The organism is Nocardia arizonensis (assembly GCF_001310275.1).
GTDB classification, from domain to species: Bacteria; Actinomycetota; Actinomycetes; order Mycobacteriales; family Mycobacteriaceae; genus Nocardia; species Nocardia arizonensis.
Genome location: NZ_LGYZ01000078.1, coordinates 56,014 through 82,121 on the forward strand (window position 1 = coordinate 56,014; position 26,108 = coordinate 82,121).

The 26,108-nt window shown below is 68.9% G+C and carries 28 protein-coding genes and 1 pseudogene; 24 read left to right on the forward strand and 5 right to left on the reverse strand.

Annotated elements, in window-relative coordinates:
* Positions 1 to 38 precede the first annotated feature (38 nt).
* Entirely contained in the window at positions 39 to 254 is a 216-nt protein-coding gene (locus APZ21_RS14875) for a hypothetical protein (RefSeq protein ID WP_054813899.1), read from the reverse strand.
* A gap of 342 nt (positions 255 to 596) precedes the next feature.
* Positions 597 to 1,109, reverse strand: a complete 513-nt coding sequence (locus APZ21_RS14880; RefSeq protein WP_054813900.1) for a hypothetical protein — start codon at positions 1,107 to 1,109, stop codon at positions 597 to 599.
* A gap of 197 nt (positions 1,110 to 1,306) precedes the next feature.
* On the opposite strand from APZ21_RS14880, the pseudogene APZ21_RS35570 reads away from it, so the two are divergent.
* The 23 genes and pseudogenes from APZ21_RS35570 to APZ21_RS14990 form a co-directional block, all read left to right on the forward strand.
* Positions 1,307 to 1,801, forward strand: a pseudogene (locus APZ21_RS35570) (zinc-binding dehydrogenase); the annotation flags it as partial.
* Positions 1,802 to 2,034: 233 nt separating this feature from the next.
* A complete protein-coding gene (locus tag APZ21_RS14890; RefSeq protein ID WP_054813972.1) occupies positions 2,035 to 2,310 on the forward strand; it encodes a hypothetical protein in 276 nt (91 codons plus the stop codon).
* A 268-nt stretch (positions 2,311 to 2,578) separates the two neighbouring features.
* Positions 2,579 to 3,163 (forward strand): MarR family winged helix-turn-helix transcriptional regulator, encoded by a 585-nt coding sequence (locus tag APZ21_RS14895; RefSeq protein WP_082393121.1) that lies wholly within the window; start codon positions 2,579 to 2,581, stop codon positions 3,161 to 3,163.
* A gap of 64 nt (positions 3,164 to 3,227) precedes the next feature.
* Positions 3,228 to 3,686 (forward strand): hypothetical protein, encoded by a 459-nt coding sequence (locus APZ21_RS14900; protein ID WP_156371079.1) that lies wholly within the window; start codon positions 3,228 to 3,230, stop codon positions 3,684 to 3,686.
* Positions 3,687 to 4,038: 352 nt separating this feature from the next.
* Complete coding sequence (locus APZ21_RS14905) at positions 4,039 to 4,404, forward strand: nuclear transport factor 2 family protein (protein WP_054813903.1); 366 nt, start codon at positions 4,039 to 4,041, stop codon at positions 4,402 to 4,404.
* Between the two features lie 141 nt (positions 4,405 to 4,545).
* Positions 4,546 to 5,649 (forward strand): AMP-binding protein, encoded by a 1,104-nt coding sequence (locus tag APZ21_RS14910; RefSeq protein ID WP_054813904.1) that lies wholly within the window; start codon positions 4,546 to 4,548, stop codon positions 5,647 to 5,649.
* Positions 5,650 to 5,660: 11 nt separating this feature from the next.
* Positions 5,661 to 7,025 (forward strand): aldehyde dehydrogenase family protein, encoded by a 1,365-nt coding sequence (locus APZ21_RS14915; protein WP_054813973.1) that lies wholly within the window; start codon positions 5,661 to 5,663, stop codon positions 7,023 to 7,025.
* Between the two features lie 14 nt (positions 7,026 to 7,039).
* On the forward strand, positions 7,040 to 8,047 hold the full coding sequence (locus APZ21_RS14920; RefSeq protein ID WP_054813905.1) for an AurF N-oxygenase family protein: 1,008 nt from the start codon (positions 7,040 to 7,042) through the stop codon (positions 8,045 to 8,047).
* Between the two features lie 3 nt (positions 8,048 to 8,050).
* The gene (gene pabB, locus APZ21_RS14925) at positions 8,051 to 10,147 is read left to right on the forward strand and encodes an aminodeoxychorismate synthase component I (protein ID WP_054813906.1); all 2,097 of its coding nucleotides are present in this window, start codon (positions 8,051 to 8,053) and stop codon (positions 10,145 to 10,147) included.
* On the forward strand, positions 10,140 to 10,943 hold the full coding sequence (locus tag APZ21_RS14930; RefSeq protein WP_054813907.1) for an aminotransferase class IV: 804 nt from the start codon (positions 10,140 to 10,142) through the stop codon (positions 10,941 to 10,943). The genes pabB and APZ21_RS14930 overlap by 8 nt, the downstream gene beginning before the upstream one ends.
* On the forward strand, positions 10,936 to 11,652 hold the full coding sequence (locus APZ21_RS14935) for a hypothetical protein (RefSeq protein WP_054813908.1): 717 nt from the start codon (positions 10,936 to 10,938) through the stop codon (positions 11,650 to 11,652). The genes APZ21_RS14930 and APZ21_RS14935 overlap by 8 nt, the downstream gene beginning before the upstream one ends.
* Positions 11,649 to 12,518 carry an ACP S-malonyltransferase gene (gene fabD / locus APZ21_RS14940; protein ID WP_156371080.1) on the forward strand — a complete coding sequence of 290 codons (870 nt, stop codon included), beginning with the start codon at positions 11,649 to 11,651 and terminating at the stop codon, positions 12,516 to 12,518. The genes APZ21_RS14935 and fabD overlap by 4 nt, the downstream gene beginning before the upstream one ends.
* Before the next feature lie 4 nt (positions 12,519 to 12,522).
* The gene (locus tag APZ21_RS14945; protein ID WP_054813909.1) at positions 12,523 to 12,993 is read left to right on the forward strand and encodes an FAS1-like dehydratase domain-containing protein; all 471 of its coding nucleotides are present in this window, start codon (positions 12,523 to 12,525) and stop codon (positions 12,991 to 12,993) included.
* Complete coding sequence (locus APZ21_RS14950; protein ID WP_054813910.1) at positions 12,990 to 13,424, forward strand: MaoC/PaaZ C-terminal domain-containing protein; 435 nt, start codon at positions 12,990 to 12,992, stop codon at positions 13,422 to 13,424. The genes APZ21_RS14945 and APZ21_RS14950 overlap by 4 nt, the downstream gene beginning before the upstream one ends.
* 108 nt (positions 13,425 to 13,532) lie before the next feature.
* The gene (locus tag APZ21_RS14955; protein ID WP_054813911.1) at positions 13,533 to 13,793 is read left to right on the forward strand and encodes an acyl carrier protein; all 261 of its coding nucleotides are present in this window, start codon (positions 13,533 to 13,535) and stop codon (positions 13,791 to 13,793) included.
* Positions 13,790 to 14,791, forward strand: a complete 1,002-nt coding sequence (locus tag APZ21_RS14960) for a beta-ketoacyl-[acyl-carrier-protein] synthase family protein (protein ID WP_204249101.1) — start codon at positions 13,790 to 13,792, stop codon at positions 14,789 to 14,791. The genes APZ21_RS14955 and APZ21_RS14960 overlap by 4 nt, the downstream gene beginning before the upstream one ends.
* Positions 14,788 to 15,030, forward strand: a complete 243-nt coding sequence (locus APZ21_RS36000) for a hypothetical protein (RefSeq protein WP_204249102.1) — start codon at positions 14,788 to 14,790, stop codon at positions 15,028 to 15,030. Before APZ21_RS14960 ends, APZ21_RS36000 begins: the two co-directional genes overlap by 4 nt.
* 25 nt (positions 15,031 to 15,055) lie before the next feature.
* A complete protein-coding gene (locus APZ21_RS14965; protein WP_054813912.1) occupies positions 15,056 to 16,060 on the forward strand; it encodes a beta-ketoacyl synthase N-terminal-like domain-containing protein in 1,005 nt (334 codons plus the stop codon).
* Positions 16,057 to 16,449: an ApeI family dehydratase gene (locus tag APZ21_RS14970; RefSeq protein WP_054813913.1), complete on the forward strand. Its 393-nt coding sequence runs from the start codon at positions 16,057 to 16,059 to the stop codon at positions 16,447 to 16,449. Before APZ21_RS14965 ends, APZ21_RS14970 begins: the two co-directional genes overlap by 4 nt.
* Entirely contained in the window at positions 16,443 to 16,934 is a 492-nt protein-coding gene (locus APZ21_RS14975) for an ApeP family dehydratase (RefSeq protein WP_054813914.1), read from the forward strand. Before APZ21_RS14970 ends, APZ21_RS14975 begins: the two co-directional genes overlap by 7 nt.
* Positions 16,927 to 17,664: a 3-oxoacyl-ACP reductase FabG gene (gene fabG / locus APZ21_RS14980; RefSeq protein ID WP_054813915.1), complete on the forward strand. Its 738-nt coding sequence runs from the start codon at positions 16,927 to 16,929 to the stop codon at positions 17,662 to 17,664. The genes APZ21_RS14975 and fabG overlap by 8 nt, the downstream gene beginning before the upstream one ends.
* Before the next feature lie 37 nt (positions 17,665 to 17,701).
* A complete protein-coding gene (locus tag APZ21_RS14985) occupies positions 17,702 to 18,391 on the forward strand; it encodes a DsbA family protein (protein WP_054813916.1) in 690 nt (229 codons plus the stop codon).
* A gap of 325 nt (positions 18,392 to 18,716) precedes the next feature.
* Positions 18,717 to 20,513, forward strand: coding sequence for an acyl-CoA dehydrogenase (locus APZ21_RS14990; protein WP_054813917.1), 1,797 nt, complete (start codon positions 18,717 to 18,719; stop codon positions 20,511 to 20,513).
* A 123-nt stretch (positions 20,514 to 20,636) separates the two neighbouring features.
* Here APZ21_RS14990 and APZ21_RS14995 read toward each other — a convergent pair whose 3' ends face one another.
* The gene (locus APZ21_RS14995; protein WP_054813918.1) at positions 20,637 to 21,998 is read right to left on the reverse strand and encodes an FAD-binding oxidoreductase; all 1,362 of its coding nucleotides are present in this window, start codon (positions 21,996 to 21,998) and stop codon (positions 20,637 to 20,639) included.
* Positions 21,999 to 22,171: 173 nt separating this feature from the next.
* Between APZ21_RS14995 and APZ21_RS15000 the strand changes: the two genes are divergently transcribed.
* The gene (locus APZ21_RS15000) at positions 22,172 to 23,317 is read left to right on the forward strand and encodes a response regulator transcription factor (protein WP_054813919.1); all 1,146 of its coding nucleotides are present in this window, start codon (positions 22,172 to 22,174) and stop codon (positions 23,315 to 23,317) included.
* A 12-nt stretch (positions 23,318 to 23,329) separates the two neighbouring features.
* Here APZ21_RS15000 and cysC read toward each other — a convergent pair whose 3' ends face one another.
* Complete coding sequence (gene cysC, locus APZ21_RS15005; RefSeq protein WP_054813920.1) at positions 23,330 to 25,165, reverse strand: adenylyl-sulfate kinase; 1,836 nt, start codon at positions 25,163 to 25,165, stop codon at positions 23,330 to 23,332.
* Positions 25,165 to 26,097 (reverse strand): sulfate adenylyltransferase subunit CysD, encoded by a 933-nt coding sequence (gene cysD / locus APZ21_RS15010; protein WP_054813921.1) that lies wholly within the window; start codon positions 26,095 to 26,097, stop codon positions 25,165 to 25,167. Before cysD ends, cysC begins: the two co-directional genes overlap by 1 nt.
* Positions 26,098 to 26,108 lie beyond the last annotated feature (11 nt).

Below are 26,108 nucleotides of genomic sequence, written 5' to 3' on the forward strand. Positions count from 1 at the left end.
CGGCGGGGCGGCGCGCCGCGGCGCCCCGCGTGCGGGATTCAGCCGCCGCTGATCGCGGAGGCTTCTATCGGGCAGCTGACGGTGCGCGGCACGTCGACGCGGAAGCCGCCGGACCGGGAGGTCGCGGCGTCGCCGGAGATGCCGGCTATTCGGACGGTGTCGGTCGGCACCGATTGATCCCCGAGAATATCCAGAGCCCCGGCTCCGGCGAGAATGATGGCGGCGGTGGCGAAAACAACCTTGGCACGTTTCATGACCTGCTCCCGCTGGTTGGGCGAGTTCGATTGCCGAGCCCGGGTCCATCTCGTGGAAGCCCCGCACCCCGTGGGTCGCTGGTTATTTGCTTAGAGGAACCGTAATTCTTGATTCATAGGACGAGCAAGACACAGAAGGGTCACGGAACCGGTGAGTACGAGTGTCACTACCTCGGTATACGTTCTCGACCGGGTAGTCGGCGGCTGGTGCGTCGATCGGTCTGCTACGGAACTCGCCGACATTCGCGACTGGTGAACCGGCGGATCTGCCGTGGACGATCACAGTAGGTGACGCACATGTGACACGACCGCGCCGCACCGTCCGCGCATACCGTGCGAACCCTACGGTCGGCAGCCCACCGGAGACGTCGCCTCACTGTTCGACGCGCTATCCCTGACAGGGTTGTCCGGTTTCGGTCGCGGCGCTCCGGCGAGGCGGACGAGAGCGTCCGAGACGGTCGAGCCCGCCGGTAGTCGCAGTGCTCCCGGCCGGGGTGCGCGCGCCCAGCGCCAGCCGAATCCGTGGTCCGACATCGGGAGCATCACCCGTCGTCCGGCGGCGCGCACGCCTGCGCCATGCGCGAGCAGGATGTCGCGGTGGTAACCATCGGCGCGGGCGACCGGGGTGACCAGGAAAGTCCAGGTGGTGTCGCGCGGATCTACCACCACCGGCCCGACATTGCGCTCGTGCAGGATGTCGAGTACCCGGGAACCGAGACCGGCGGGCATGTCGACCGCGTCCAGCAGTTGACCGCACACGACGGTGGCGCGCGCGGCGGCGAGTTCGACCGGCAATCCGTATCGATGCCGCAGGAGGTGGGCGACATCGTATGGGCTGTAACAGGTTTCGAACATGGCACCTCTTCCGGGGCATCCTCGCGGCGGGGGGGCGGGCGCGACGGCGGGCCCGCAGAATCGATGCGTCGATGAGACCATTCGCGCATTGCCGCGGCATTTCGCCCGCATTGCTGTGCCATTGCTCCGCCCGTATGGTGAGATCCGGGCGGATCTTTCGAATAGCATTGCGCGCGTTGATATTACGATTTGTATGCGGGGCGCGCGCAGTTCGCTCGACTCGCGGTCGCGGCGCGCGGGTCGCGGTAAGGGCGGACGCTATGGTGGAGGGCTTCGACGCCGCCCTCGATCATCGCGACCCGGATTTCCCGGAGGCGCTGCGGGCCGCCGTGCCCGACGGTATCGACATCTACTTCGAGAATGTCGGCGGCGCGGTCGCGGCGGCGGTCTATCCCCTGTTCAACACCTACGCGCGGGTACCGGTGTGCGGGCTTGTCGCCGAGGGGCCGGATCGCCTGCCCTTGTTCTACTCCCGCGTCCTCACCAAGAGTCTGACCATACGCGGTTTCATCCAGAGCGAATTCGTCCGCGAGATGTACCGGGATTTCCTGCGGGACATGGCGGGCTGGGTCGCCGAAGGCAAGGTCCGCTATCGCGAGGACATCGTCGAGGGGCTCGCGCAGGCCCCCGAGGCGTTCATCAGCATGCTCGAAGGCCGCAACTTCGGCAAACTCGTCGTCCGCGTGGGGTGAGACGTCGGCGGCAGCGCACATGGAGCGCTCTACGGCGCGCGGTGAATACATGGCCCGGACGTGCGAATTCGGTGTGTCCGGCCCTACGCGTGATCTCGATGCGGTTCAATTGATGCGGTCCACGCGTTCTTCCGTGTACTTTCGTGCGCTCGGTTCGTGAGTTTTCCGATCTCGGTTCGTGAGTTTCCCGATTCGGCATCACCTCGTCATCCGTGAAGGAGCATGAAGTGAGCATGATCCTCTGCGCGCTACACGACACCGTCCTCGCGCAGGTCGGCAACCCGACACCGGAAGCCCCGCCGCTGGCGGACAAGCTGCTACAGATGGGCCGGTACTTCACCTGGCTGGTGCAGCTCTCCGGATTGACCGCCATCACCTATGGCGGCGGTCGCTTCGCTTGGGAGAAGTGGAACGGCGGTGCCTTGCAGTCGCCGAAGATGATCGCGGGCGCCATGGCCGGCGGCGCGATCGCGACCAGCGCGGGCACGATCATGAACTCCGTGATCTGATCTTTCTCCGGCGCACTCGTTCCGATTCCGGCACCGTCCGCGCGCGGCCGTGCGGGCGGTGTTCGGTCGGCGCGCCGTTCGCGGTCGGCGCGGTCGTGTTCGGGCTGCCTCGCGGTGGCATCGATCGGCGTGGTGGGCGGGGACGGCCGGATCGAGGGGGACGCCGCCATCGGCCTCGTGTCGCGGATCGCGGCGCCCGCTTGACCGCTGCGGACGGATATTCCCACGTCAGCGCCACCTACCGGAATGGTGTGCGTACAGTGCAAATATGCCCGAAGCGCATCCCACACCAGTGGTGCGTGTCGAAGCGGCCGCAACCGATACCGACCTGCTCTCGCTCACCGCACAACTGTGCTTTGCCCTGTATTCGACCTCTCGCGCCATGACGGCGGCCTACCGGCCGTTCCTGGACGCGATGGAGGTGACCTACCCGCAATATCTCGCCCTGCTCGCGCTCTGGGAGCAACCGGGTATGACCATGAAGGAACTCGGTGCGCGGCTGCGTCTCGACTACGGTACGGTCTCCCCGCTCATCCAGCGACTTCAAGCGCACGGATTGGTGGAGAGCGTGCGCAGTTCCACCGATCGGCGCGCGGTCGAATTGCGCGCCACCGACGCGGGTCGCGCGCTCCAGGATCGCGCGCGGGGGATGATCGAATCGGTACTGGCCGAGGTGGACTGGCCGCTGGAGACCGTGATCGCCCTGCGTGATCAGGTCAACGCGCTCGGCGCCCGGCTCGCGACCGTCGTGGACGGGGGCGTAGAGGGCGGGGGCGGCGCGGTCGCGGCGGGCGCGCGCGGATCGGCGAAAGTGGCGTCGGACACAGTCGCGCAACCGGACTCGATGCGTTAGCCCGGGCGCGCGGTGGTACTCACGGGGGAGACACCGAGCGCCGACGAGGGGAGGGCATTCGCCGATGGGAGCCGGGCGAAGCGTCGTCTGTGAGGTGTTGCCCTCCAAGGACCAGCTGCTCGCGGCCCTGCGGGGCCATTATCTGCTCGGGCCGCTGTGCACCCAGGCGTTCGACTTGGCCGAACTGCACCGGCAACGCCGCGAGCGTCCCGAGTGCGCGGCCGAGATCGATTCCCGCCGAGACGAACTCAGGGGACAGATCGACGGGTGGGCGCGCGTGACGCTGCCCGTCCCGCGACCCGGTGCGCCGACCGTGGCCGAAACCCTCGGCGTGACCATCGATCGCATGGCCGCCGCGTCGGCGCTCGCCTTCCATCTGCTCATGACCATCGATCCGGCGGGCAACGAGATGCACGCCGCGTGGACGCGACTCGCGGAGCTCGAGATCGCCTACGGTGAACTGTCTTTCGGGCTCATCGCGGGATATCGCCGTCTGCCCGAGGCGGATTGCGGCGCGCGGTGACGCGCCTCACCACCGCGCGTGCGATCACGGCGGCCGCGCCGTGGGCTCGGGCTTCTTCGTATTCGGCGAGTCATTCATATCGTGAGTTTCCGACGAGTCGCCGCGGAGCGAATATGACCGGAACCCGCTATTTTCGTAGTTCATCTGTTGTTAATGTTCGCGATGAAACCGCAGCGTATTCGCCGATTCGGAGGTTGAAGCCCGAATCTCGGCGCCTGACAGCCCTTCGACGCGGTGCTAGCTTGGGTTTTGTCAGCGCTATCGAAGGGGTACGTCGCTCAGGCGCTTCCGCCGAGGCGGTCGAGATGCACGAAGCGGCGCCCACCATACTCTGAACCGGGGAGTGAGAGTTATGTCGAACCGCGAAGCCGTTGATCTCTACTATCGGGCGTGGACATCGTCGAACGGAAATCTCGCCGATGTTCCCCTGTCCGAGGATTTCGTTTTCACCGGCCCGGTCGGGACTTTTCACGGCAGGGCGGAGGTGCAGGTCATGGCGCAGCAATTCGGCCCTGTTGCCCAGAATTTTCGGGTCCTGCGCCAATACGCCGCGGGCGATACCGTGATATCGGTTGTCGCCTGGGAACTTCCGGGGACCGAAGGCAGCACCGAGGCCGCCGAGATCCTCACCATCGACAACGGCGTGATCACCCGCGCCGATCTCTTCTATGATCCGCGGCTGGTGCTGGAATTCACCGCGTCGGCCACCGCCAATTGATCTGACGAAATAAGTTCGATCCACCGGGCCGTCGCGTCCGGTGTTCGAACGTGCCCTCGTCCCGCTGTCGGCCGGGCGAGGTGAACAGGCGCGGAATAATGCGCCGCGCAATTCCATTCGAGTTTTGATCAGAGGTTCTGCATGTCTACTTCCATTGCGAGCGGCAGCGCACTCGACTGTCCCGCCGGCACCTACCCGGATGCCGACCAACTGATTCGCGACGCCGTTCGCTGGCATTTCGATCCGAATACCGGCTCCCGATTCTGGCTGGATCGGCTGCCCACCCTGGGGTTCGATCCGATCGAGCAGATACGGACCTACGCCGATCTCGCGAAATTCCCCAACGTGGTCAACGATCTGCGCGATGTCCCGGTGGAACACCTTGTGCCGCAGGGCATCCGCAAGGACGAGATCTACGGCGTCTACGAGAGCGGCGGCACCACCGGATCGCCCAAGCGCGTGGTGGCCACGCACGAATGGATCGATCGCTGGATCGCCTTCAGCGTGGACCATTTCCGGCGGCGCGGACAGGAGCCGGGCGGCAATTGGCTGGGTATCATGCCCTCGGGTCCGCACATCTTCGGCGCGGCGCTCAAGGAGCAGGCGCATCGCGGCGGCGGCATGCTGTTCACCATCGACATGGACCCGCGCTGGGTCAAGAAGCGCATTGCCTCCGGTGATGTCGAAGGCGCGGGGCACTACGCCGAACATCTGGTCGAGCAGGCCCGCTATCTGCTCGAGACGCAGGACTGTGCCGTCATGGTGACCACCCCCGCCCTGCTCGAGCGCATGGCCGCCGATCCGCGCCTGACCGACCTGATCAACGCCAAGGTCCGCTATATCCAGTGGGGCGGTATGCATATGGACGCCGACACCCGGCGGCTGTTCCGCACCGAGGTATTCCCCGGTGTCACCCTCCAAGGCGGATACGGCAGCACCATGGTGCTGGGCGGGTCGATGGAGCGGATCGGGCTGCGCGACGATGACCCCTGCGTCTTCGATCCGATGGGGCCGTTCATCGCCTTCTCCGTCGTGCATCCCGAGACCGGCGAGCGGGTCGAGTACGGGCAGCGCGGACAGGTGGTCATGAATCTGGTGTCGCGCGGAATGTTCCTGCCGAACAACGCCGAACGCGACACCGCGATTCGATGCGAGCCACAGCCAGGTATGCCGGGTGACGCGGTCGCCGACGTGGCGCCGCTGGCCTCCTTCGACGAGGCCACCGTCATCGAAGGTGTGTACTGACGGTGGTGGCGATGCTCGAGGCGCTCGGCAGCCGCGGCCGCTACGCGCCGATCGAACGCGAGGAGATAGCCGATATCCGCGGGGTGCCGAGGGCCGAATTGGGCCTGGTGCCCGAACTGTTCGTCACACGCACGCTCGCCGAGACCGGCACCGCCCCGGCCCGCTCGATCGAGGAAAGGTCGAAACTCCTGGCGGCGGCGGGCGATCTGTTCGCCGACGGCACGGTGGCGGGGGTGTCGGCGGCCGAGTACCGTGCCGCGGTCACGGCGGTCTCGGGTCTGCCGGTGACCGTGGTGGAGTCCGCGGCGCGGGTCATCGGCGAGGCCGCGCGCCGGGCCGTTGACACCGCGTACGCGGCCATGCCCGCGCGGGCCGAGGCCGTGTGGACCGATGTCGCGGGCGGTCGCGCGGTGTGGGCGCGGCGCGGGCGCAGTCTCGCGGTCAACGCCGCGGGCAACCACCCCGGGGTGCATTCGCTGTGGTTGGAGGCCGTCGCACTCGGCTACGGCGTGGCGGTGCGGCCGTCGCGGCGTGAGCCGTTCACCCCGCACCGGCTCGTCGCCGCCCTGTGGGAGGTCGGGTTCACCGGTCCCGAGATCGCGCTGCTGCCCGGCACGCAGCGCATCGTCACGCCGCTGCTGGCCGCCGCCGATCTCGGACTCGTCTACGGCGGCGACGATGTCGTCGCGCGCTACCGCGACGATCCGCGGGTGCTGCCGCAGGGGCCAGGGCGGTCGAAAATCGTGCTCACGGGCGATATCTCGGATCGTCACATCGAATCGGCGGTCGACTCGATCGCGCACCAGGGCGGCACCGCCTGCGTGAACGCGACCGCGGTCTTCGTCGACGGCGACCACCGCGCGGTCGCCGAGCGCATCGCCGAGAGGCTGGCCGCGCTGCCCGCGCTGCCGCCGGAGGATCGCGCCGCCGTGCTGCCGTGCGGTACGGAGGCGTCCGCGCGCGCCGTGGCCGGCGCGGTCGCGCGGGTCGCGCGGGGCGCGCACGCGGTACTGCCCGCCGAGGACATGGTGGTCCCGTTCGGCGACGGGAGCGCCGCGCTGCGCCCGACGCTGTACACCTGCGACCGGTCCGACGCGCCGCAGGCCGGCGCGGAGATGCCCTATCCGTGCGCGTGGGTGCTGCCGTGGTCACCCGGTGAGCTGTCGGTGCTGCGCGACAGTCTCGTGCTCACCGCGTTCACCGACGACGACGACTTCGTCACCGCACTGGTGGACGACGTGTCGATCCGCAATGTGTACGTCGGCGACGTGCCGACCTACTGGATGGATTTCGGGGTGCCGCACGACGGATTCCTCGGCGAATTCCTCATGCGCTCCACAGCGGTGGTCCGGCGGCCCGACCCCGCGCAGAACTGAAAGGAACGCAGGTCATGGCTTCGACAGCACCCGATCTGCCCGTCCACGATCCGGCCGATCCCGTCGAGAGCGCGGTGATCAACCGCTTGGCGGCGAATTGGGGCCGCCGCGCCTCGGTGAAACGCGACGAACCCGATCTCCTGGAATTCTTCGATCCGCTGCGACCGGATTTCCCGGAAGCCCTGATTCCCTTTCGGGATCACCCCGCCTATCTCCGGTTGCCGCGGACCGTCCGCGACCGCCTGAACGCCTGGGGGTGGATCGCGTTCAACAAGAACGTCATCGACATCGAGCAGCATGTGGTCAATCCCGGATTCCAGGCACTGGCCGACGACGCCTTCGGCACCGGTCTCGGCGACACGCTGATCGTGGCCGCGACCCAGGCCATGGTCGACGAGCAATATCACACGCTCATGCATGTCAATGCCTGCGTGGCCACCCGAAAGGCGCGCGGGTGGGCGCTGTCGGAGCGGCATCTGCCGTTGTCGCACAAGGTGCGTTCCCACCGGCGCGATCACGATGCCGCCGCGATCGAATCGCCCGGCGCCGCCGCCGTGGTGAGTCTGGCCTACACCACGGTCGCCGAGATCTCCATCAACGCCTATCTCGACCTGGTCGCGAAGGACCGAACGGTACAGCCTTTCAACCGGACCACCGCCGATCTGCACAGCCGCGACGAATACTGCCATTCGTCGGTGGCCGCGGAGCTGGCGGGCATCGTCTACCACGACATGCGGGCCGAGGACCGGCGGCTACTGCTCGACACGATGGCCCGCGCCATGGACGCCTTCGCCGCCACGGATCTCACCACCTGGTCGGCGATCCTGGAATACGAGCGGATTCCCGACGCCGAGCGGATCGTGGCCGATGTACGGGAGGGGGGAGGGCCGACCCGGCTCCTCCAGGATTTCAGCGGTCTGCACCGGCTCTGCCTGGCCTGGGATGTCATGGACGACATTCCCTTCGACTGGTCGCGGACCACCGTAGACACACCGTTACCGGATGTTCCCCCGGGGGGATGAGCAATGCGCACGTTACTGGTCGACAATCACGATTCCTATACCTACAACCTCTATCAGCTCATCGCCGCCACCACCGGTGTGCCGCCGACGGTGGCCTACAACGACGACCTGCGCTGGGATCAGCTGGATCTGGACGACTTCGACGCCGCGATAATCTCGCCGGGTCCGGGAAATCCCACCCGCGAAGCCGATTTCGGCTACAGCGCGGCGGTGATTCGGCGGCGCGGGCTGCCCGTGCTCGGGGTTTGCCTCGGACATCAGGGCATCGGCGCGCATTTCGGCGGCCGGGTGGACAGCGCGCCGCGGGCGCGCCACGGCCACGTCAGCGATGTGCGGCATTGCGAGGAGGATCTGTTCGAAGGCATTCCGAACCCCTTCAAGGTGGTGCGATACCACTCCCTGCACGTGCCCGCGCCGCTGCCGGGGGAGCTCGAGGCGCTGGCGACCTCGGAGGACGATGTGGTGATGGCCTTGCGGCACCGCAGCCTGCCGCGCTGGGGCGTGCAGTTCCACCCGGAGTCGGTGTCCACCGAATACGGCGGCGAGCTGATCGCGAACTTCCTTCGCCTGGCCCGGGATTCGGCCTCCGATCCGATCGAGATCCGCGCGGGTGCTGCGGTCGAGCCGCGGTCGCCGGAGGCGCTCGAGGTGCAGTGGCGGGTCGTGGAGCACGAGGTCGACACCGAATTCGTGGCCCGCGAGATCTTCGGCGCGCACGAGCGGATGTTCTGGCTGGACTCGGCGCGCGTGGTCGAGGGCATGTCGCGGTTCTCCTTCCTCGGCGCGGACATGGGTGTGGCCGGTGAGACCCTGACCTACGACGTGGGCACCGAACATGTGCGGGTGCACACCCACACCGGCACGCACCTGGAAGCCGGATCGATCTTCGATGCCCTCGGCCGCAGGCTCGATACCGCCGTGGCGGGGGCCGAGGGATTGCCCTTCGACCTCACCGGCGGCTACGTGGGCTACTTCGGCTACGAGATGAAGGCCGAATGCGGTCTGAACCGCCGCCATGTCGCGCCGACGCCCGACGCGGTGTGGATGCGGGCCGACCACCTCGTCGTGGTCGACCACGAGGCCGCGCGGACATACGTCGTGGCCGTGGTCGGCTCCTCGCGGGTGTCGGCCGCGCTCGGCTGGCTCGACAACACCACGCGCGCACTGCGTTCCGCGCGGCGCGAAGCCGCCCTCGACCCGCCGCACGACACGGGCGGCGCACTGGTCGACAGCGACGCGGTGGAACCGTTCGCGCGCCCGCGCGGGGAATACCTCGACGCCATCGCACGGGTCCGTGAACGGCTGCTGGCCGGGGACAGCTACGAGGTTTGCCTCACCAACAACGTGCACCTGCCCGCACCGCCGGTGGCCGACGAACTCGACGCCTACCTGCGGCTGCGGCGGACCAATCCGGCTCCCTACGCGGCATTCCTGCGCTGCGGCGAGCTGACGGTGCACTGCTCGTCCCCGGAACGGTTCCTGCGCATCGACCGTGACCGGGTCGTGGAGAGCAAACCGATCAAGGGCACGGCGGCGCGCGGTGCGACCGCGGAGCAGGACGAGCGGCTGCGCGCGAGTCTGTCGGCCGACCCCAAGACCCGGGCCGAGAACCTCATGATCGTGGACCTGCTGCGCAACGATCTCGGCCGGGTGTGTCGGGTCGGAACGGTGAGCGTGCCGGAGTTCATGGCCACCGAGACCTATACCACCGTGCACCAACTGGTTTCGACCGTGCGCGGCGAACTGGCCGACGGCGTGGGCGCGCTCGACGTCGTGCGCGCGTGCTTCCCGGGCGGTTCGATGACCGGTGCGCCGAAACTGCGCACCACCGACATCGTCGACGAGCTGGAAACCGAAGCGCGCGGGGTCTATTCGGGCACGCTGGGGTATCTGGGGTTCAACGGGACCGCCGACCTGAACATCGTCATCCGCACCGCGGTGCGCTGGCGCGACAGCCTGTCGGTCGGCGCGGGCGGCGCGCTCGTGCTCGGCTCCGATCCCACGGCCGAGTACGAGGAGATGCTGCTCAAGGCGGCGGCGCTGGCCCGGGTGTTCCTCGCGCCGCGAACCGGTCTCACGGTCGGAGGCGGACGTGGATGAGCTGTTCGGATTCGATCCGGTGGACGGCCGACTCGTACCCGCCGACGAACTCGGCGCGGTGGACGTGATGGACTCGTGGCTGGTGACCGATGGGCGTGTGCGCGGCCGCGACCTGCACGAGATCCGTTTCACGGCTTCGGTCCTCGCGCGTCACCCGGCGAGCGGGTCCGCCGTGGCGGAATTCCTGGCCGAGGCGCATCCGCTGGTGCCATCGACGGGTCGCTGGTTCCCACGGATCGAGTGCTCGCGCGACGGCGAACTCGGGCTGCGGGTGCGGCGGATGCCGCAGGTGCTGACCACGGCGCGGATATGGACCGCGACCCTGCCGGACCCGCGCTCGGAACCGACGATCAAAGGCCCGGACCAGCGACAGCTGACCGAACTACGTCAGATCGCGGCACATTTCGGCGCCGACGAGGCGCTGCTCACCGATTCCGACGGATATGTCCTCGAGGGCGCGTTCAGTTCGATCGGCTGGTGGCGCGGTGAGACGCTGTGCTTCCCCCGTCCTGACGCGCCGATCCTGCCCGGTGTCACGCGCAGACTACTCGAGACCGTCGCAGGCTCCTTCGGCGTGGCCGTCGAGTACGAGCGGGTGCGGCCCGACGATCTGGTGGGACTGCCGATCTGGGTGCTGAGTTCCCTGCACGGCATTCGGGAGGCGGTCCGGTGGACGGGCCATCCTGATCCGCCTCCGGCGTGTCGGTCCCGCGAGGTCTGGCAGCGCGCCTTGGATGAACTGGCGACCACGATCGAGCACCTCACACCGGACACGGGAGATATCCAACATGCCTGATCCGTTCGTCGAATACCTCGCCGAGTCGGGATGGAACAGCCTGACTTCCGTCCGCGCCGGGCTCGAGGACGCGGGCCTGCCGGTCCCGGACGCGCGATACCTGCGCGAGACATTCACCGCCGCGGACTGGAAACAGGCCCACCGCCTGGCCGATGCGCTCGGCGAACGCTTCGCCAAGGCGCGTTTCGCCGAGGACGTCACCTACGGTCCGGTCCTGATTCCCGATCCCGCGCGGCTGGACGTGCGCGCGGCGGTGCCGCGGGAATTGCGCGTCGATCAGGTCGAGGTGCGCACCGCCGACTTCGTCGACGACGCGCTGCCCGAAGGCGTGTCGGTGACCGATGAGGGCATGGACTGGACCCTCGCGGTGTCGGTGGTGAGTTCCGCCGGAATCGCCGCGGGCAGCTACAACGACATCGTCGGCGAACAGGACCCGCACTACTTCGTCGTCGACGGCAGCGACACCCGCGACCTCATGATCCGCCAGGTCTGGGGTGCGCGCACGCTCCAGTGCGGCCGCGAGATGCCCGACTGCGAACAGCGCGAGAGCTGGACCTTCTCGCTGTTCCCCGGCGAGGGGCTGCTCGACGGGCGGGCCGCGTCCGGCACCGTGCTGCACGGCACCGTCCGACATCGGCTCGGCCGGGCCGACCGCGGCATCAAGTCGGCCCGCGCGTGCCCGGCGCTGCTGGTGGAGGTGTCGCGATGAACGCCATCGCCGAGGTCGTCGTGTTTCCCGGACAGGGCAGCCAGCGCGTCGGCATGGGCGGCGAGCTGTTCGACCGCTATACGGATCTGGTCGCCGAGGCGGACGAGATCCTCGGATATCGCGTCCGCACACTGTGTCTGGAGGATGCCGACGACTGTCTCGGCCGCACCGAATACACCCAGCCCGCGCTGTTCGTCGTCAACGCGCTGCACTATCTGGCCCACCTCGAGGACGCGCCGCGGCCCTCGCTGGTGCTCGGACACAGTCTCGGCGAATACAACGCGCTGCTCGCCGCCGGGGTCTTCGATTTCGCGACCGGTCTGCGCCTGGTCCAGGCGCGGGCCGCGGCCATGAGCAAGGTCGAGGACGGCGGCATGTCGGCGGTCATCGGACTGTCCGAAGAGGTCATCGCCTATGTCCTCGGCCGTGAGCGGATCACCGGCGTGGATGTGGCGAATCTGAACACGCCACGGCAAGTGGTGCTTTCGGGTCCGCTGGACGAATTGGGCGCGTGCGCACGGCCGCTGACGGCGGCCGGTGCGAAGATGGTGCGCCCGTTGGCGGTCAGCGGTCCCTTCCATTCCCGATATATGGCGCGCGCACGGCGGGAGCTGGCGGAGGTGTTCGCCGCGACCACGTTCGGCGCGCCGACGATTCCGGTTATCGCCAACGTCACCGGGCGACCCTACGAATCCGATACCGTCGCCGAACTGCTGAGCATGCAGATCGACAACCCGGTGCGGTGGGGCCAGTCCTGCTATCGGCTGCTCGCCGCACCCGACACCACCGTCACCGAGATGTACAGCAACAACCTCACGAGGATGTTCGCGCAGATGCGCCGGTACTTCGACGCCATGGAGAGTTGATGACATGTCCGTGTTCAACCGCGATTTCATCGGCCGCGAATTCGGTCCGGTAGGCCCATACGAGGTGAGCCGCGAGAAGATCCGCGACTACGCCCTGGCCACCGGCGACCCGCACCCGGTCTACCTCGACCCCGAAGCGGCCCGCGCCGCGGGCTATCCCGATGTGATCGCACCGCCAAGCTTCCCGGTCATCCTTTTCTTCCGATTCGGCGGATGGCCGCTCTACGACCCGGAATTCGGCAAACGCGCCAAGCCGATCTGCGTGCACCGCGCGCAGTCGGTGTCCACCGTGCGCCCGATCCACCCCGGCGACCTGCTTGTCATGTCCACGAAGGTCACCGACATCACCGAGGTCGGCCCGCACGACCAGTTCGACATGACCCACACCATCGACGACCACGAGGGCGCGACGGTATCCGTGGTACGCAACTGCATCATCTCCCGCCACGTCCCCGGACTGGAGGCGGTGGCATGACGGCGCGGCTCGACTACGACGCGGTCTCGGTGGGCGACGCGCTGCCGGATCACGAGGTGGTGCTGAAGCGCGTCGACCTGTTGCGCTACTGCGGGGCCTGTTCGGATTTCACCGGCACGCACTGGAACGAGCGCGTCGCCGTCTCGGTGGGGTTGCCCGACGTCATCTCCCACGGCACCCTGAACATCGCCGCCGCCACCAGGCTGGTCAGCGACTGGCTCGGTGATCCGGGCGCGGTGCTCGGCTACACCGTGACCCGTTTCTCCCATCCGGTGGTGGTGCCCGACGACGACGAGGGCGGTCGCATGATCGTGCGCGGCGTGGTCGAGGAGAAGCTTCCCGACCGCCGCGCGGTCGTCCGGCTCACCGCCAAGACCGCCGATGGCAAACAGGTCATGGGCGGGGCGCGGGTCCACGTCCGACTCGCCTGATCCAATTCCCGGCGCGCACGCCATCCGCGCGCGCCGTTCCCTCGATACCTGCCGGTCCGGCTCGCGCACCGGCATTCGAATGAGCAAGTCCCAGTGAGGAGTTCCATCATGCAGCTCACCGACACCGATCGCGCCGACATCAAGGTCCTGGTCTGTGACATCCTCGAACTCGACCCCGAGGAGGTCACCTCGGGCAGTCACTTCGTCGACGACCACGGCGCGGATTCACTGCTGGCGATCGAGATACTGTCCGCGTTGGAGAAGAAGTACCGGGTCAAGATCGACCAGGCGAATCTGACCCGCATGAGTTCCCTGGACGGAATACATCAGGTGCTGGTCGAATCCGATCGCGTCGGGGCCGCGTCGTGAGCCACGCGCGGACAGGCCGCCGGGTTGCCATCACCGGCGTCGGTCCGATCAGCAGCATCGGCGCGGGCGCGGCCGACTTCCTGACCGGTCTGCGGTCGGGATCCTGTGGCGCGCAGCCGATCACGGCGTTCGAGACGGCGGGATTCGAACACAGCATCGGCTGCGAGGTCACCGATTTCGATCCGGCGGCGGCGGTCGCTCGCATCACCCCGCGCGACTACGGCCGATCCAGTCTGTTCGCCGCCGCGGCGGCGAACATGGCGCTGACCGACAGTCGGCTTCCGGCCGAATCCCTGCGCGCGGCGACCTCGCTGGTCGCCATCGGTACCACCGACGGCGAATCGCGCGATCTCGACGACCTGGTCCGCCAGGATGTCGCCGGAGGACGCGAGGACGCGCCGTTCGACCCGGTGCTGGCCCGGCGGGTGCCCGCCGCGCGGCTGTCGGCGGCGGTGGCGGCCGAACTCGATCTGGTCGACACCGAGGCCGTCACCCTGACCACCGCGTGCGCGGCGGGAAACTACGCCATCGGCTACGGCTACGACGCGGTGCGTCTGGGCGAGGTCGACTACGCGCTGTGCGGCGGCGCGGATTCGGTGTGCCAGAAGACCTTCGCGGGCTTCTACCGGCTCGGCACCGTCGCACCGGACCTGTGCCGCCCGTTCGACTCCGGGCGGCGCGGCATACTCACCGGCGAGGGCGCGGGGGTGGTGCTGCTGGAACCGTGGGACGCGGCCGTGGCGCGCGGGGCGCACATCTATGCCGAAGTCCTCGGTTTCGGCCTCAACTGCGACGCCGATCATCCGGTCGCGCCCAATGAGGATCGCATCGCCGAATGCATGCGCCTCGCGCTCGCCGACGCGGGCGTCGACCCGCACGGCGTCGACCTGATCTCCGCGCACGGCACCGGCACGATGGCCAACGACCGGACCGAATCCCGCGCCATCCGAGCGGTATTCGGCGACCGGGCGCCGCGCACCATTCCATCAAGTCGATGATCGGGCACACCATGGGCGCGGCCAGCGCACTGTCGTCCATCGCCTGCGCCCTTGCCATCGACAACGGTTTCATTCCGCCGACGATCAACCATGTCGAGACCGACCCCGAATGCGGACTCGACTGCGTACCCAACCGGGCGATCGACTACGACCTGAAGGTGGTCCAGAACAACGGACTCGCCTTCGGCGGCAACAATGCCGTGGTCGTACTCGCGAAGCCGGCTACCGCCGCGGCGTGAACGCCGAGGGCAGGATGGATTTCGCATGGCAACCACAGCACTGAGTCACTGGTCGACGCTGTCGCCCTACGGTCGGACCCACGAGGATTTCCGCGCCGGATTCGCCGCGGGCGGCGGGCGGACCGCGGTCACGGGGACGGTGCCGGGATTCGATATCCGCGGCACCCTCGGCAAGGCAGGCACCCGCAGCATGGACCGCGTCACCGCCCTGGCGGTCGCCGCCATCGGCAATCTCATGCGCGAACCCGGCGTCGCCGATCTCATCGGGCCGGACAGCGCGATCGTACTGGGAACCACCGCGGGCAGCGTGGCCTCCACCATGCGCTTCACCCGCGATTCGCTGACCGAGGAGCGACCGTACCTGGTCGATCCCGCGCGTTTCCCGAACACCGTGATGAACTGTGCCGCAGGGCGTTCGGCCATCTGGCACAAGCTCGCCGGACCGAACGCCACGGTGGCGGGCGGCGCCGCGGCGGGATTGTTCGCGCTCAACTACGCGCGCCGACTGCTCGACACCGGCCGGGCCGACACCGTTGTCGTCGGCGCGGCCGAGGAACTGTCCGCCGAACGCTCGCGTATCCACCCGCACACCGCGGGCGATACCGGCGCGCCGCTGTCGGAGGGTGCGGCGGTCTTCCTGATGAGCCGCGCGGGGGAGGGCGCGCGGCCCGGTGCCGAACTGTTGGCCCCGGTGCGCAGTCGCGTGGTCGCGCGCGAGGATCTGGCCGCCGCCATCGGACCGCAGTGCGCGGCCACCCTCGCCCGGGCCGGTGTCACCGCCGGGGAGGTCGACGCCATCGCCTGCGTCGGACCGGTCGAGATCGACGATGCCGTCCGCGCGGCCCTCCCGGCGGTCGGCGCGGTGCTGCGCCCGCAGGACCACATCGGCGACACGGGGGCGGCCCAGAGCGCCTTCGCGGTCGGCATGCTCGCCGCGCGCGGCGGGTCCGGCATCGGACTCGTCCTCGCCTACGACGAGAACACGCTGGCGACCGCGGCGCTCCGATACGGTGCGGACGCCATCGCATGACCGCGCCGCCGCTGATCACCGAATCCTTCGTCCTCGAGACGCCCGCGCGGTCCGGCGACATCGCGACCGCGCGCCTGCGCCCCGATCCCGACGCCGCGATATTCGCGGGCCACTATCCCGAATTCGCCGTGATCCCCGGTGCGCTGCTCATCGATATCAGCGACCGGCTCGCCGCCGTGGCCTTCGGCGCGGAACTCGCCGGGCCGCGCTGCGATATCGACGCGGCCCAGTTCCGTAGTCCGCTGCTGCCCCGGTGGGTGATCGACCTGCGGGCAGAACTCGGCGTCGACGGCGACGACACACTGGTGCGCACGTGGTTCTTCCACGAATCGCGCAAGGCGGCCTCGGTGCGGCTGCGCTACCGGTCGGGAACGGGAGTGACATGTTGAACGACAACGATATTCGGCGGCTGCTACCGCACCGGTCGCCGATGGCGCTGCTCGACGGCGTCGTCGACTGCACCGACGCGCGGGTGCACGCGCGCTTCGGTGCGGCGGGACTCGAATTCCACAGCCGGGACTGCACATTCGCGCGTGACGCGGACGGGTTCTGGCCGTGGGCGCTGGTACTGGAGGCATGGTGTCAGGCGGCGGCGATCGTGATGACCCGTCCCTGGCGCGCCGAGGGTGACCGCGCGGCACCCGCCGTGCTGATCAGCAGACTGACCTCGGTCCGTATGCCCGGTGCGGTCGCACTCGGCGAGACCGTCGATCTGTACGCGCGGATAACCGATCGGTACCCCGCGGCCACGGCACTGTCCGGGTACGCGCGGGTCGGGTCGCGGCGGGTGCTCGAGGTCGAGCGGCTGACCGCGTCGCTGCGGCCGTTCGACGACCTCGTCACGGCCGCGGGGAACGGAGACGAACATGGGTGAGAATCGTCCGGTCGCCGTGGTCACCGGAGGGTCGCGGGGGATCGGCCGCGAGATCGTCCTCGACCTGGCGCGCACCGGTCACGACGTGGCGTTCTGCTATCGCGGCGACGCCGCCGCGGCCGCGGAGGTGGTCGAGGCCGCCGGGACGGCGACCGTGGTGCCCTACCGCGTCGACGTGTCCGACGGCGACCAGGTGAACGACTTCCTGACCGAGGTCGGCGACGAACTCGGTCCGCCCTCGTGCGTGGTGACCTCGGCCGGGGTGACCGCGGACGGTCCGCTGGCCGCCATGGACGCCGAGAGTTGGAGCAAGGTCATCGACACCAATCTGACCGGGGTGTTCAACGTGGGCCGCCGCGCCGTATTCGACATGGTCAAACAACGCAGCGGCAGCATCGTCACCATCTCCTCGGTGTCGGGGGTGTACGGCAATCCGGGGCAGACCAACTACAGCGCCGCCAAGGCGGGCACCATCGGGTTCACCAAGGCGCTGGCCAAGGAGGTCGGCCGTTTCGGGGTGCGCGCCAATGCCGTGGTGCCGGGATATATCGACAGCGATATGACCGCGGCCATGAGCCGGGCCAGACGGGAGGCTGCGACATCCTCGATCGCCCTGCGCCGCTTCGGGAATCCCGCCGACGTGGCGAATCTGGTGAGTTTCCTGGCCTCCGATCGCGCCGCCTACATCACCGGGGCGGTACTGCACGTCGACGGCGGGATCACGCTGTGAAGCGACACCGCGCCGCCACGACCTCGAACGGATCATCATGAAATCTGCTCCACGAGCGTACTTCTCGTTCCGCAGCCCGTACTCCTGGCTGGCCTTCCACGATCTGCGCCTGCACAGTCCGCGGCTGCTGCGCGAGATCGAGTGGCGGCCCTTCTGGGAGCCCGACGCGGAATTCGACGCACTGCTGACCCGGGCGGGCGGCGAATTCCCCTACACCCCGATGTCGCGGGCCAAACACTTCTACCTGCTGCGTGACGTGCGCAGGCTGGCGCGGCGGCGCGGGCTCACCAACTGCTGGCCCGCCGATGTCGAACCACGTTGGGAGCCAGCGCATCTGACCTGGTTCGTGGCCGAAGACGCGGGTCTGGCCCTGGAATACATGGACCGCGTGTACGCCGCGCGCTGGCTCGAGGACGCCGACATCTGCGATCCGCGGGTCGTGGGCGCGGTGGCGCGCGCGGTGGGCGTCGATGTCGACATGGACGCGGTGCTCGCCTCGCCCGCCCTGCGCGCCCGCGCCCTCGACGCCCTGCTCGCGGTATGCGCCGACGACGTCTTCGGCGTGCCCATGTTCCTGCGCGGCCGGGACAAGTACTGGGGTCTGGACCGGCTGGCGGACTTCGTGGCCGCGGTCGCGCCCGAACCGATCCCCGACCTGCCCGACACCGTGGCGGCAGGGCTGCTGCGCCGCACCGCCGACGTGGGTCACGCGGGCGGGTGCGGCTGAGCGCTACCGCCGCGAGCCGAGCGACGATGGGGGCGCGCCACGATGCTCGGTGCTCGCGGCGGGCGCAGTGGTGGTAAAGTACGTCCAATTCCACGGTCCGGGAACGTATTACGACACCGAGCCGCCGCCGCGCCCGCGGGTGCGCGTGGACCGGGCGGCCGCGGCGACGTCGGCCACGCCCAGGGGGGTCGTGGTGATCGTGGACGAACCGCGACAACGCACCGCTGGTGACAATCATCCATCGCCATTCGGGACATAGAGGCGGTAACGTACCAAATACGTTCCGGGTCGCGGCCCGGATCCGATTGTCGCGAGAGGATTGCCCGTGCGTTCCCAGTTGATCTCCCGCCGGGATCTGGAGTTCCTGCTGTACGAGTGGTTGCGGGTCGAGGAGTTGACCGCGCTGCCGCGTTTCGCCGAACACTCGCGGGAGACCTTCGACGGATTCCTCGACCTGTGCGAAGAGCTCGCTACCAGGCATTTCGCCCCGCACAACAAGCGCAACGACAGCATGGAGCCCACCTTCGACGGCACCCGCGTCAGCGTCATACCGGAGGTGAAAGCCGCGATCGAGGCATTCGCCAAGGCCAATCTCATCGGCGCGGCGATGGACGAGCGGCACGGCGGCATGCAGTTGCCCGCGGTGGTGGACGCGGCCGGGCTGTGCTGGTTCCAGGCCGCCAACGCGGGCACCATGGCGTATCTGTTCCTCACCATCGGCAACGCCGACCTGCTCATCGCGCACGGCACCCCCGACCAGGTCGAGCGCTTCGTGCTGCCGATGGTCGAGGGCCGGTGCACCGGGACCATGTGTCTGTCGGAACCGCAGGCGGGCTCCTCGCTGGCCGACATCGTGACCCGCGCCGAACCGCGCGAGGACGGCACCTACCGGTTGTTCGGGTCGAAGACGTGGATCTCCGGCGGCGATCACGAGATGACCGAGAACATCGCGCACCTGGTGCTGGCCAAGATCCCGGGCGGCCCGGCCGGGGTCAAGGGCATCTCGCTGTTCCTGGTGCCCAAATACCTGGTCGAGGCCGACGGCTCGGTGGGGGAGCGCAACGACGTCACCCTGGCGGGCCTCAATCACAAGATGGGCTATCGCGGCACCACCAACGCGGTACTGAACTTCGGCGAGGGCACGCACTCCCCCGGCGGCGAGTCCGGCGCGATCGGCTACCTCATCGGCGAACCGCACCGCGGCCTGTCCTATATGTTCCACATGATGAACGAGGCCCGGCTCGGCGTCGGACTCGGCGCGACCGCTCTCGGCTACACCGGTTACCTCAAATCGCTCGCCTACGCGCGCGAACGTCGACAGGGACGCGCGATCACCGCGAAAGACCCTGCGACACCGCAGATCCCGATCATCGAACACGCCGACGTGCGGCGCATGCTGCTGGCCCAGAAGTCCTATGTCGAGGGCGCGCTGGCACTGCTGCTGTACTGCCACCGCCTCACCGACCTGAAGCGCACCGCCACCGATCCCGACGCCGCGCGCGAGCACGCCATGCTGCTCGACATCCTGACCGGCGTCGCCAAGAGCTGGCCGTCGCAGTGGTGCGTCGAGGCCAACAGCCTGGCCATCCAGGTGCACGGCGGCTACGGCTACACCCGCGAATACGATGTCGAACAGCACTACCGCGACAATCGGCTCAACCCCATCCACGAGGGCACGCACGGCATCCAGGGCATGGATCTGCTGGGGCGCAAGGTGATCCAGCACAACGGCGCTGGTCTCGGCCTGCTCGCCGCGGCCGTCGGCGGCACCGTCGCGGCGGCGGGTGCGGCGGGCGGGGCGACCGCCGAACTGGCCGCCGCGCTCGAGGCGGCATGGCAGCGACTGGTCGCCGTCACCGCGTCGATGTTCGCCGCGGGCGATCCGGCCGCGGCCATGGCCAACTCCACCGTCTACCTTGAGGCGTTCGGGCATATCGTCATCGCCTGGATGTGGTTGGAGCAGGCCGTCGCCGCGCACGGTCGCGAAGGTGATTTCTACGACGGCAAACGCGCCGCGGCCACCTACTTCTTCCGCTACGAACTGCCGAAGACGGGTCCGCAGCTGGACCTGCTCGACGCACTGGACCGCACCACCCTCGACATGCGCGACAGCTGGTTCTGACCCTCGCGCGAGTTCACGGCCACCCCTCGTTCGGGCCGTGCCGACTTCGAAGCCGCGTCCGGCCGAGCGACCGGGCAACCCGAGGACCCGCCCACGCCGGGGGAGGCGGGTCCTCGGCCGCGCTCACAGGTGGTGATTCGCCACGAACATCGACCCGGCGGCGTAGCTGTCGCGCACTCGGCACAGTCGGGCCCAGTCCTCGCCGTCATAGAAGCGACCCGTGTCGACCCGGTTCTCGGCGAAGGTCGGGACCAGATTCGGCCGCGACCACGGCGACATGGCGCGCACGACGGCGAAGGCGGCCGCCCGGCCCGCGACCGCGGCCGCGGGCGAGGGCGCGATCGCGACGCAGAGCAGTCCGTAGTCGCCCGGAATGTGGGACAGGGCGCCGCCGTCGGCGGCGGGACGGGACAGCGCACCGCCCATGTGACGGAGTTCGGCGAACATGAGTCCGGCCGCGGTGCCGTCGCCGACCTGGTCGAGGAAGGCGGCCACGGCGGCGTCGTCGAGTTCGCCGAGCACGCTGTGGTCACCCACCGCCGGTGACGGGTTCGGCGGGTCCATGTGGACGCTGAGCAGGCCCGAGGCCGGAATGCGGGCGAAGGTGTCGATCTCGGGAGCCAGGGCGCGCAGCGGTGCGAGCAGATCGGCGGCGGTCTCGTCGTCGCTCAGGATCGCGCCGTCGATCACCACGACATCGCGGCCCGACAGGAACGGCGGCAGTTCCGGCAGCGGCGGGAAACTCATGACCCGCATGCTGGTCGTCACCGACTCGGGTGCGGTCCGGGTCCATTCGACCCAGGCGGGCACGACCTCGGCGGCGCGGGCACGATCCCACAGCAACATGCCCGCGACGATGTCGGCGTAGGGCAGCAGGTCGATCTCGAGCGCGACGACCACCCCCAGGTTTCCGCCGCCGCCGCGCACGGCCCAGAACAGGTCGGGATGCTCCTCGGCGGTGGCGCGCACCAGCGACCCGTCGCCGAGCACGATCTCGACCGCGCGCAGCATGTTCGCGGCGACGCCGTGTCTGCGTCCGTAGAACGACAGACCGCCGCTCAGCAGGTATCCCGCCACCGCGACATCGGGCGCGCTACCGTGCTGCGCGGTCAGCCCGTGCGGGGCCGCGGCGGCCACTACCTGATGCCACTGCGTGCCCCCGAGGACCCGTGCGGTGCGCGCCGCCGGGTCGACGGTCACACCGGTGAATTCCGACAGCCGCAGCAGCACGACGTCGGTGAGGGTCGTATCGGCGAGCGGACCGGCGCCGTGTCCGGTGCTCTGCGGCGCGATCCGCAGACCGTCCGCGGCAGCCGCCCGCACCACGGCCGCGACCTGGTCGGCGTCGCGGGGCAGGGCGACCGCGGCGGGCCGCTGGTCGACGGCCAGATTCCAGGGGGTGCGCGCGGCGTCGTAGCCGTCGTCGCCGGGCAGGTGCAGTTCGCAGTCGTCGCGCAGAGTCGCGAGGGCGAGGGAGGTGGTCATCGGGGTCCTTGTCACTCGGATGCCGGTATCGGGTTCGTCGATGACTCTGCCGTCGGCGGGGTCCGGCCACCATCCCGGTCGGAGGGGTATTCGCGACCCGTCGGATCTGGTGGTGGCCGCGACCCAGAGATCTGGGATGGTGCCAGACGCGCGAATGGCGCACAATCGCGGGCATGGCTCGAGGACTGACCGCGGCGCGCGTGCGACAGGATATGGATGTGGTGGCCCGCGCGGGCCTCGACCTGGACACCTTCCTCGCGGAGGCGGTCGATTCGGTGGCCCGCGCGGTGCCATGGGTGAGCGCGTGCGTCGGCACCCACGACCCGCTCACCCACATGCTGACCAGCGCCCGCAAGTACGGCGACCTGTATCAGCGCAACAGCTACGACCTCGAATTCGGTCTGATCGAATACAGCACCGTCGAGCCGAGCGCCTTCACCGAACTGGCCCGCGCCGAGGTTCCCGCCGCGGGCGTGCACCTGCTGACCGACGGCGAAGTGGAGCGGTCCGGTCGCATGAGCACCTTCATGAAACCGCGCTTCGGGTACGCCGACGAGGCCCGGCTCGCCTTCCGCGACGGGAACGAGGTGTGGGGCGCGATGGCGCTGTTCCGCGGACCGGACGACCCGCACTTCGACACCGCCGAGATCGACTTCCTGGCCTCGCTGACGGTGCCGTTCGCCCGGGGCGTGCGCACCGGCATGCTCGCGCGCCTGGTCGAGGCGCCGCCCGCGGCCTCGGTCACCGGACCGGCCGTTGTCATCGTCGGCTCCGACGACGAGATCGTGCAGATGAGCCTCGGGGCCGAACAGCGCCTGGCCGATCTGACCTCGGGGGCGGCGGGCTGCGATCCGATCTCACCGGTCGCGGCGTTGGTCGGCGCGGCCCGCCGCTACGGGCGCGGCGAGACCAGCGTGCCGCCCCGGTGCAGGCTGCGCACCGCGAGCGGTATCTGGCTACTGCTGCACGCGGGGCCGCTGACCGCCCGCGGCGACCGGCACGGCGACGTCGTGGTGACCATCGAGGAGGCGCGCCCGCCGGAGATCGTGGCGATCGTGGTGGCCGCCTACGGACTCTCGCCACGGGAGCGCGACGTGGTCCAACTGGTGCTCCAAGGGGTGGACACCAAGGAGATCGCGGCCACGCTGCACCTGTCCACGTACACCATCCAGGACCACCTGAAGTCGGTGTTCGACAAGGCGGACGTGCGGTCGCGGCGCGAGCTCATCTCCCGCGTGTACTTCGACCAGTACGTGCCGCGCATGGGCACGGAGCTCAACCCGTCGGGCTGGTTCGCCGGGTCCGCGCCCGGCGCGTAGCCCGCGCGCCGGTCAGGCCAGCTCGCCGAGGCGGGCGAGGATGGTCGTGGCCATCGCCGCCGGATCGCCGTGCTCCGGCCGCAACACGAGTTCGGCCTCGGTGGGCGTCTCGTACGGCGCGTCGATTCCGGTGAAACCGCGGATCTCGCCCGCGCGCGCCTTGGCGTACATGCCCTTGGGGTCGCGTGCCTCGCAGACCTCTAGCGGGGTGTCGACGAAGACCTCCACGAACGGTATGCCGTCCGCCAGATGCGCCGCGCGGACCCGGTCGCGATCGGCGCGGAACGGACTGATCAGCGAAACCACCGCAACGACACCGGCTTCGGCGAACAGCCGTGCGACTTCGCCCACGCGCCGGATGTTCTCGGTGCGGTCGGCGTCGGAGAAGCCGAGATCGGAGTTGAGGCCGTGGCGGAGGTTGTCGCCGTCCAACAGGAAGGCGGGCCGTCCGCTCGCGACCAGCCGCCGCTCCAATTCCACGGCGACTGTGGACTTCCCGGACCCGGACAGTCCGGTCAGCCACACCGTGAGACCGCGGGTGGCGCGTTCCTCCCGACCGACCGCGGTGGCATGCCACACCACCCGCGCCGAGGGCAGTGTCGGCCCGGTGATCATGCCCGCGGCGACGGTGTTGTGCGTGCTCTCGTCGACGAGGATGAAACTGCCGGTGCCGCGGTTGCGCCGATAGGAGTCGAACAGCAGCGGCGTGCGGGTGCGCAGTTGGACGCGGCCGATCTCGTTGAGTGCCAACGAGTCCGCGGTCTCGTCGCGGTGCAGGGTGTTGACGTCGAGGCGGTAGTCCAGACTGCGGATCTCGGCGGTGGCCGCGCGGGTGGTGTGGCGCACGGTGTATGTCGCGCCCGGTGTGAGCCGGGTGTCCTCGGCGAACCAGCACACCATCGCGTCGATATCGCGCCCGACCTGCGGGCGGTTGGCCGGGCGGCAGATCATGTCGCCGCGCGAGATGTCGAGTTCGTCGGCGAGTTGGATGGTCACCGCCTGCGGCGGGAACGCTTCGGTGACCGGTGTGCCGCCCGGCCCCCAGATCGCCGAGACCGTGGTGGTGAATCCGGACGGCAGTACGGTCACGTCGTCGCCCGGTTTGAAGATGCCGCCCGCGACCGTGCCCGCGTAGCCGCGGAAATCCTCGGCGTGCCTGCGGGTCACGTACTGCACCGGGAACCGGGCGTCGATGAGGTTGCGGTCCGAGGCGATGTGCACGTGTTCGAGATGGTGCAACAGGGGAGTGCCCTCGTACCAGGGCGTACTCGCACCGCGGTGCACGATGTTGTCGCCGTGCAGGGCCGAGACGGGAACGAACGCCAGATCGGAGACGTCCAATTTGGTGGCGAATCCGGTGAATTCGGCGCAGATCTGCTCGAATCGCTCCTGCGACCAGTCCACCAGGTCCATCTTGTTCACGCACAGCACCAGGTGCGGGATCCCGAGCAGTGCGGCGAGGAAGGCGTGGCGGCGGGTCTGTTCGATCACGCCCTTGCGCGCGTCGACGAGTATCAGCGCCACGTCGGCGTTGGACGCGCCGGTCACCATGTTGCGGGTGTACTGGATGTGGCCCGGGGTGTCGGCGATGATGAATTTGCGTCGGGGCGTGGCGAAGTAGCGGTGCGCGACATCGATGGTGATGCCCTGTTCGCGTTCGGCGCGCAGGCCGTCGGTGAGCAGCGCCAGATCGGGATAGTCGTCGCCGCGTTCGCGACTGGTGCGTTCCACCGCGGCGAGCTGATCGGTGAAGATCGTCTTGGAGTCGTAGAGCAGGCGGCCGATGAGCGTCGACTTGCCGTCGTCGACGCTGCCCGCCGTGGCCAGGCGAAGCAGGGTGGTGGCCATCAGAAGTACCCTTCTCGTTTGCGATCTTCCATGCCCGCCTCGGAGATCCGGTCGTCGGCGCGGGTGGCGCCGCGTTCGGTGACCCGGGCCGCGGCGACCTCGGTGACGACCTCGGCCGGTGTGGCCGCGGTGGACTCGACGCATCCTGTGCACGTGGCATCGCCGACGGTGCGGAAGCGCACGGTGGCCTCGTAGGGCTGTTCCCCGTCGAGCAGGCGCAGGAACCTGGTGTGCGCCAACAGCATTCCGTCGCGCTGCACCACCGGGCGGCGGTGCGCGTAGTACAGCGGCGGCAATTCGATGCCCTCGGCGGCGATATAGCTCCAGATGTCGAGTTCGGTCCAGTTCGACAGCGGGAACACCCGGATGTGTTCACCCGGACGGTGTCTGCCGTTGTAGAGGTTCCACAGTTCGGGTCGTTGGCTGCGCGGTTCCCACTGTCCGTACTCGTCGCGGAAGCTGAACACCCGCTCCTTGGCGCGTGCCTTCTCCTCGTCGCGGCGCGCGCCGCCGAAGACCGCGTCGAAACGGCCTTCTCGAATGCTTCGCAGCAGCGTCGCGGTCTGTAGACGGTTGCGGGAGGCGCGCGGACCGGTGTCCTCGACGACCCGGCCCGCGTCGATGTCGTCCTGGACGCTGCCAACGATCAGGCGCAGGCCGAGTCGGGCGACGGTCGCGTCCCGGTAGGCGATGACCTCGTCGAAGTTGTGCCCGGTGTCGATGTGCAGCACCGGGAAGGGCAGTGGGGCGGGCCAGAAGGCCTTGGCCGCCAGATGCAGCATGACCACGGAGTCCTTACCGCCGGAGAACAGCAGGACGGGGCGTTCGAACGTGGCCGCCACCTCGCGGAAGATATGTGCCGACTCGGCCTCGAGCGCGTTCAGATGCGGCAGCTCGTAGGTATTCGCCGTCGACTTTGCGTACTGGCTCACGTTTCAAAACT

What these genes read in the sequence shown, in the direction of transcription:
- APZ21_RS14915 (WP_054813973.1), top strand. Translation starts at nt 5,661, where the DNA reads ATGCTCGAGGCGCTCGGCAGCCGCGGCCGCTACGCGCCGATCGAACGC.
- APZ21_RS14895 (WP_082393121.1), top strand. Translation starts at nt 2,579, where the DNA reads ATGCCCGAAGCGCATCCCACACCAGTGGTGCGTGTCGAAGCGGCCGCA.
- APZ21_RS14970 (WP_054813913.1), top strand. Translation starts at nt 16,057, where the DNA reads ATGACCGCGCCGCCGCTGATCACCGAATCCTTCGTCCTCGAGACGCCC.
- APZ21_RS14875 (WP_054813899.1), bottom strand. Translation starts at nt 254, where the DNA reads ATGAAACGTGCCAAGGTTGTTTTCGCCACCGCCGCCATCATTCTCGCC.
- APZ21_RS14910 (WP_054813904.1), top strand. Translation starts at nt 4,546, where the DNA reads ATGTCTACTTCCATTGCGAGCGGCAGCGCACTCGACTGTCCCGCCGGC.
- fabG (WP_054813915.1), top strand. Translation starts at nt 16,927, where the DNA reads ATGGGTGAGAATCGTCCGGTCGCCGTGGTCACCGGAGGGTCGCGGGGG.
- APZ21_RS14965 (WP_054813912.1), top strand. Translation starts at nt 15,056, where the DNA reads ATGGCAACCACAGCACTGAGTCACTGGTCGACGCTGTCGCCCTACGGT.
- APZ21_RS14950 (WP_054813910.1), top strand. Translation starts at nt 12,990, where the DNA reads ATGACGGCGCGGCTCGACTACGACGCGGTCTCGGTGGGCGACGCGCTG.
- APZ21_RS15000 (WP_054813919.1), top strand. Translation starts at nt 22,172, where the DNA reads ATGGCTCGAGGACTGACCGCGGCGCGCGTGCGACAGGATATGGATGTG.
- APZ21_RS14995 (WP_054813918.1), bottom strand. Translation starts at nt 21,998, where the DNA reads ATGACCACCTCCCTCGCCCTCGCGACTCTGCGCGACGACTGCGAACTG.
- APZ21_RS14905 (WP_054813903.1), top strand. Translation starts at nt 4,039, where the DNA reads ATGTCGAACCGCGAAGCCGTTGATCTCTACTATCGGGCGTGGACATCG.
- APZ21_RS14900 (WP_156371079.1), top strand. Translation starts at nt 3,228, where the DNA reads ATGGGAGCCGGGCGAAGCGTCGTCTGTGAGGTGTTGCCCTCCAAGGAC.
- APZ21_RS14890 (WP_054813972.1), top strand. Translation starts at nt 2,035, where the DNA reads ATGATCCTCTGCGCGCTACACGACACCGTCCTCGCGCAGGTCGGCAAC.
- APZ21_RS14880 (WP_054813900.1), bottom strand. Translation starts at nt 1,109, where the DNA reads ATGTTCGAAACCTGTTACAGCCCATACGATGTCGCCCACCTCCTGCGG.
- pabB (WP_054813906.1), top strand. Translation starts at nt 8,051, where the DNA reads ATGCGCACGTTACTGGTCGACAATCACGATTCCTATACCTACAACCTC.
- cysC (WP_054813920.1), bottom strand. Translation starts at nt 25,165, where the DNA reads ATGGCCACCACCCTGCTTCGCCTGGCCACGGCGGGCAGCGTCGACGAC.
- APZ21_RS36000 (WP_204249102.1), top strand. Translation starts at nt 14,788, where the DNA reads ATGATCGGGCACACCATGGGCGCGGCCAGCGCACTGTCGTCCATCGCC.
- APZ21_RS14975 (WP_054813914.1), top strand. Translation starts at nt 16,443, where the DNA reads ATGTTGAACGACAACGATATTCGGCGGCTGCTACCGCACCGGTCGCCG.
- APZ21_RS14955 (WP_054813911.1), top strand. Translation starts at nt 13,533, where the DNA reads ATGCAGCTCACCGACACCGATCGCGCCGACATCAAGGTCCTGGTCTGT.
- APZ21_RS14945 (WP_054813909.1), top strand. Translation starts at nt 12,523, where the DNA reads ATGTCCGTGTTCAACCGCGATTTCATCGGCCGCGAATTCGGTCCGGTA.
- APZ21_RS14985 (WP_054813916.1), top strand. Translation starts at nt 17,702, where the DNA reads ATGAAATCTGCTCCACGAGCGTACTTCTCGTTCCGCAGCCCGTACTCC.
- APZ21_RS14920 (WP_054813905.1), top strand. Translation starts at nt 7,040, where the DNA reads ATGGCTTCGACAGCACCCGATCTGCCCGTCCACGATCCGGCCGATCCC.
- APZ21_RS14935 (WP_054813908.1), top strand. Translation starts at nt 10,936, where the DNA reads ATGCCTGATCCGTTCGTCGAATACCTCGCCGAGTCGGGATGGAACAGC.
- fabD (WP_156371080.1), top strand. Translation starts at nt 11,649, where the DNA reads ATGAACGCCATCGCCGAGGTCGTCGTGTTTCCCGGACAGGGCAGCCAG.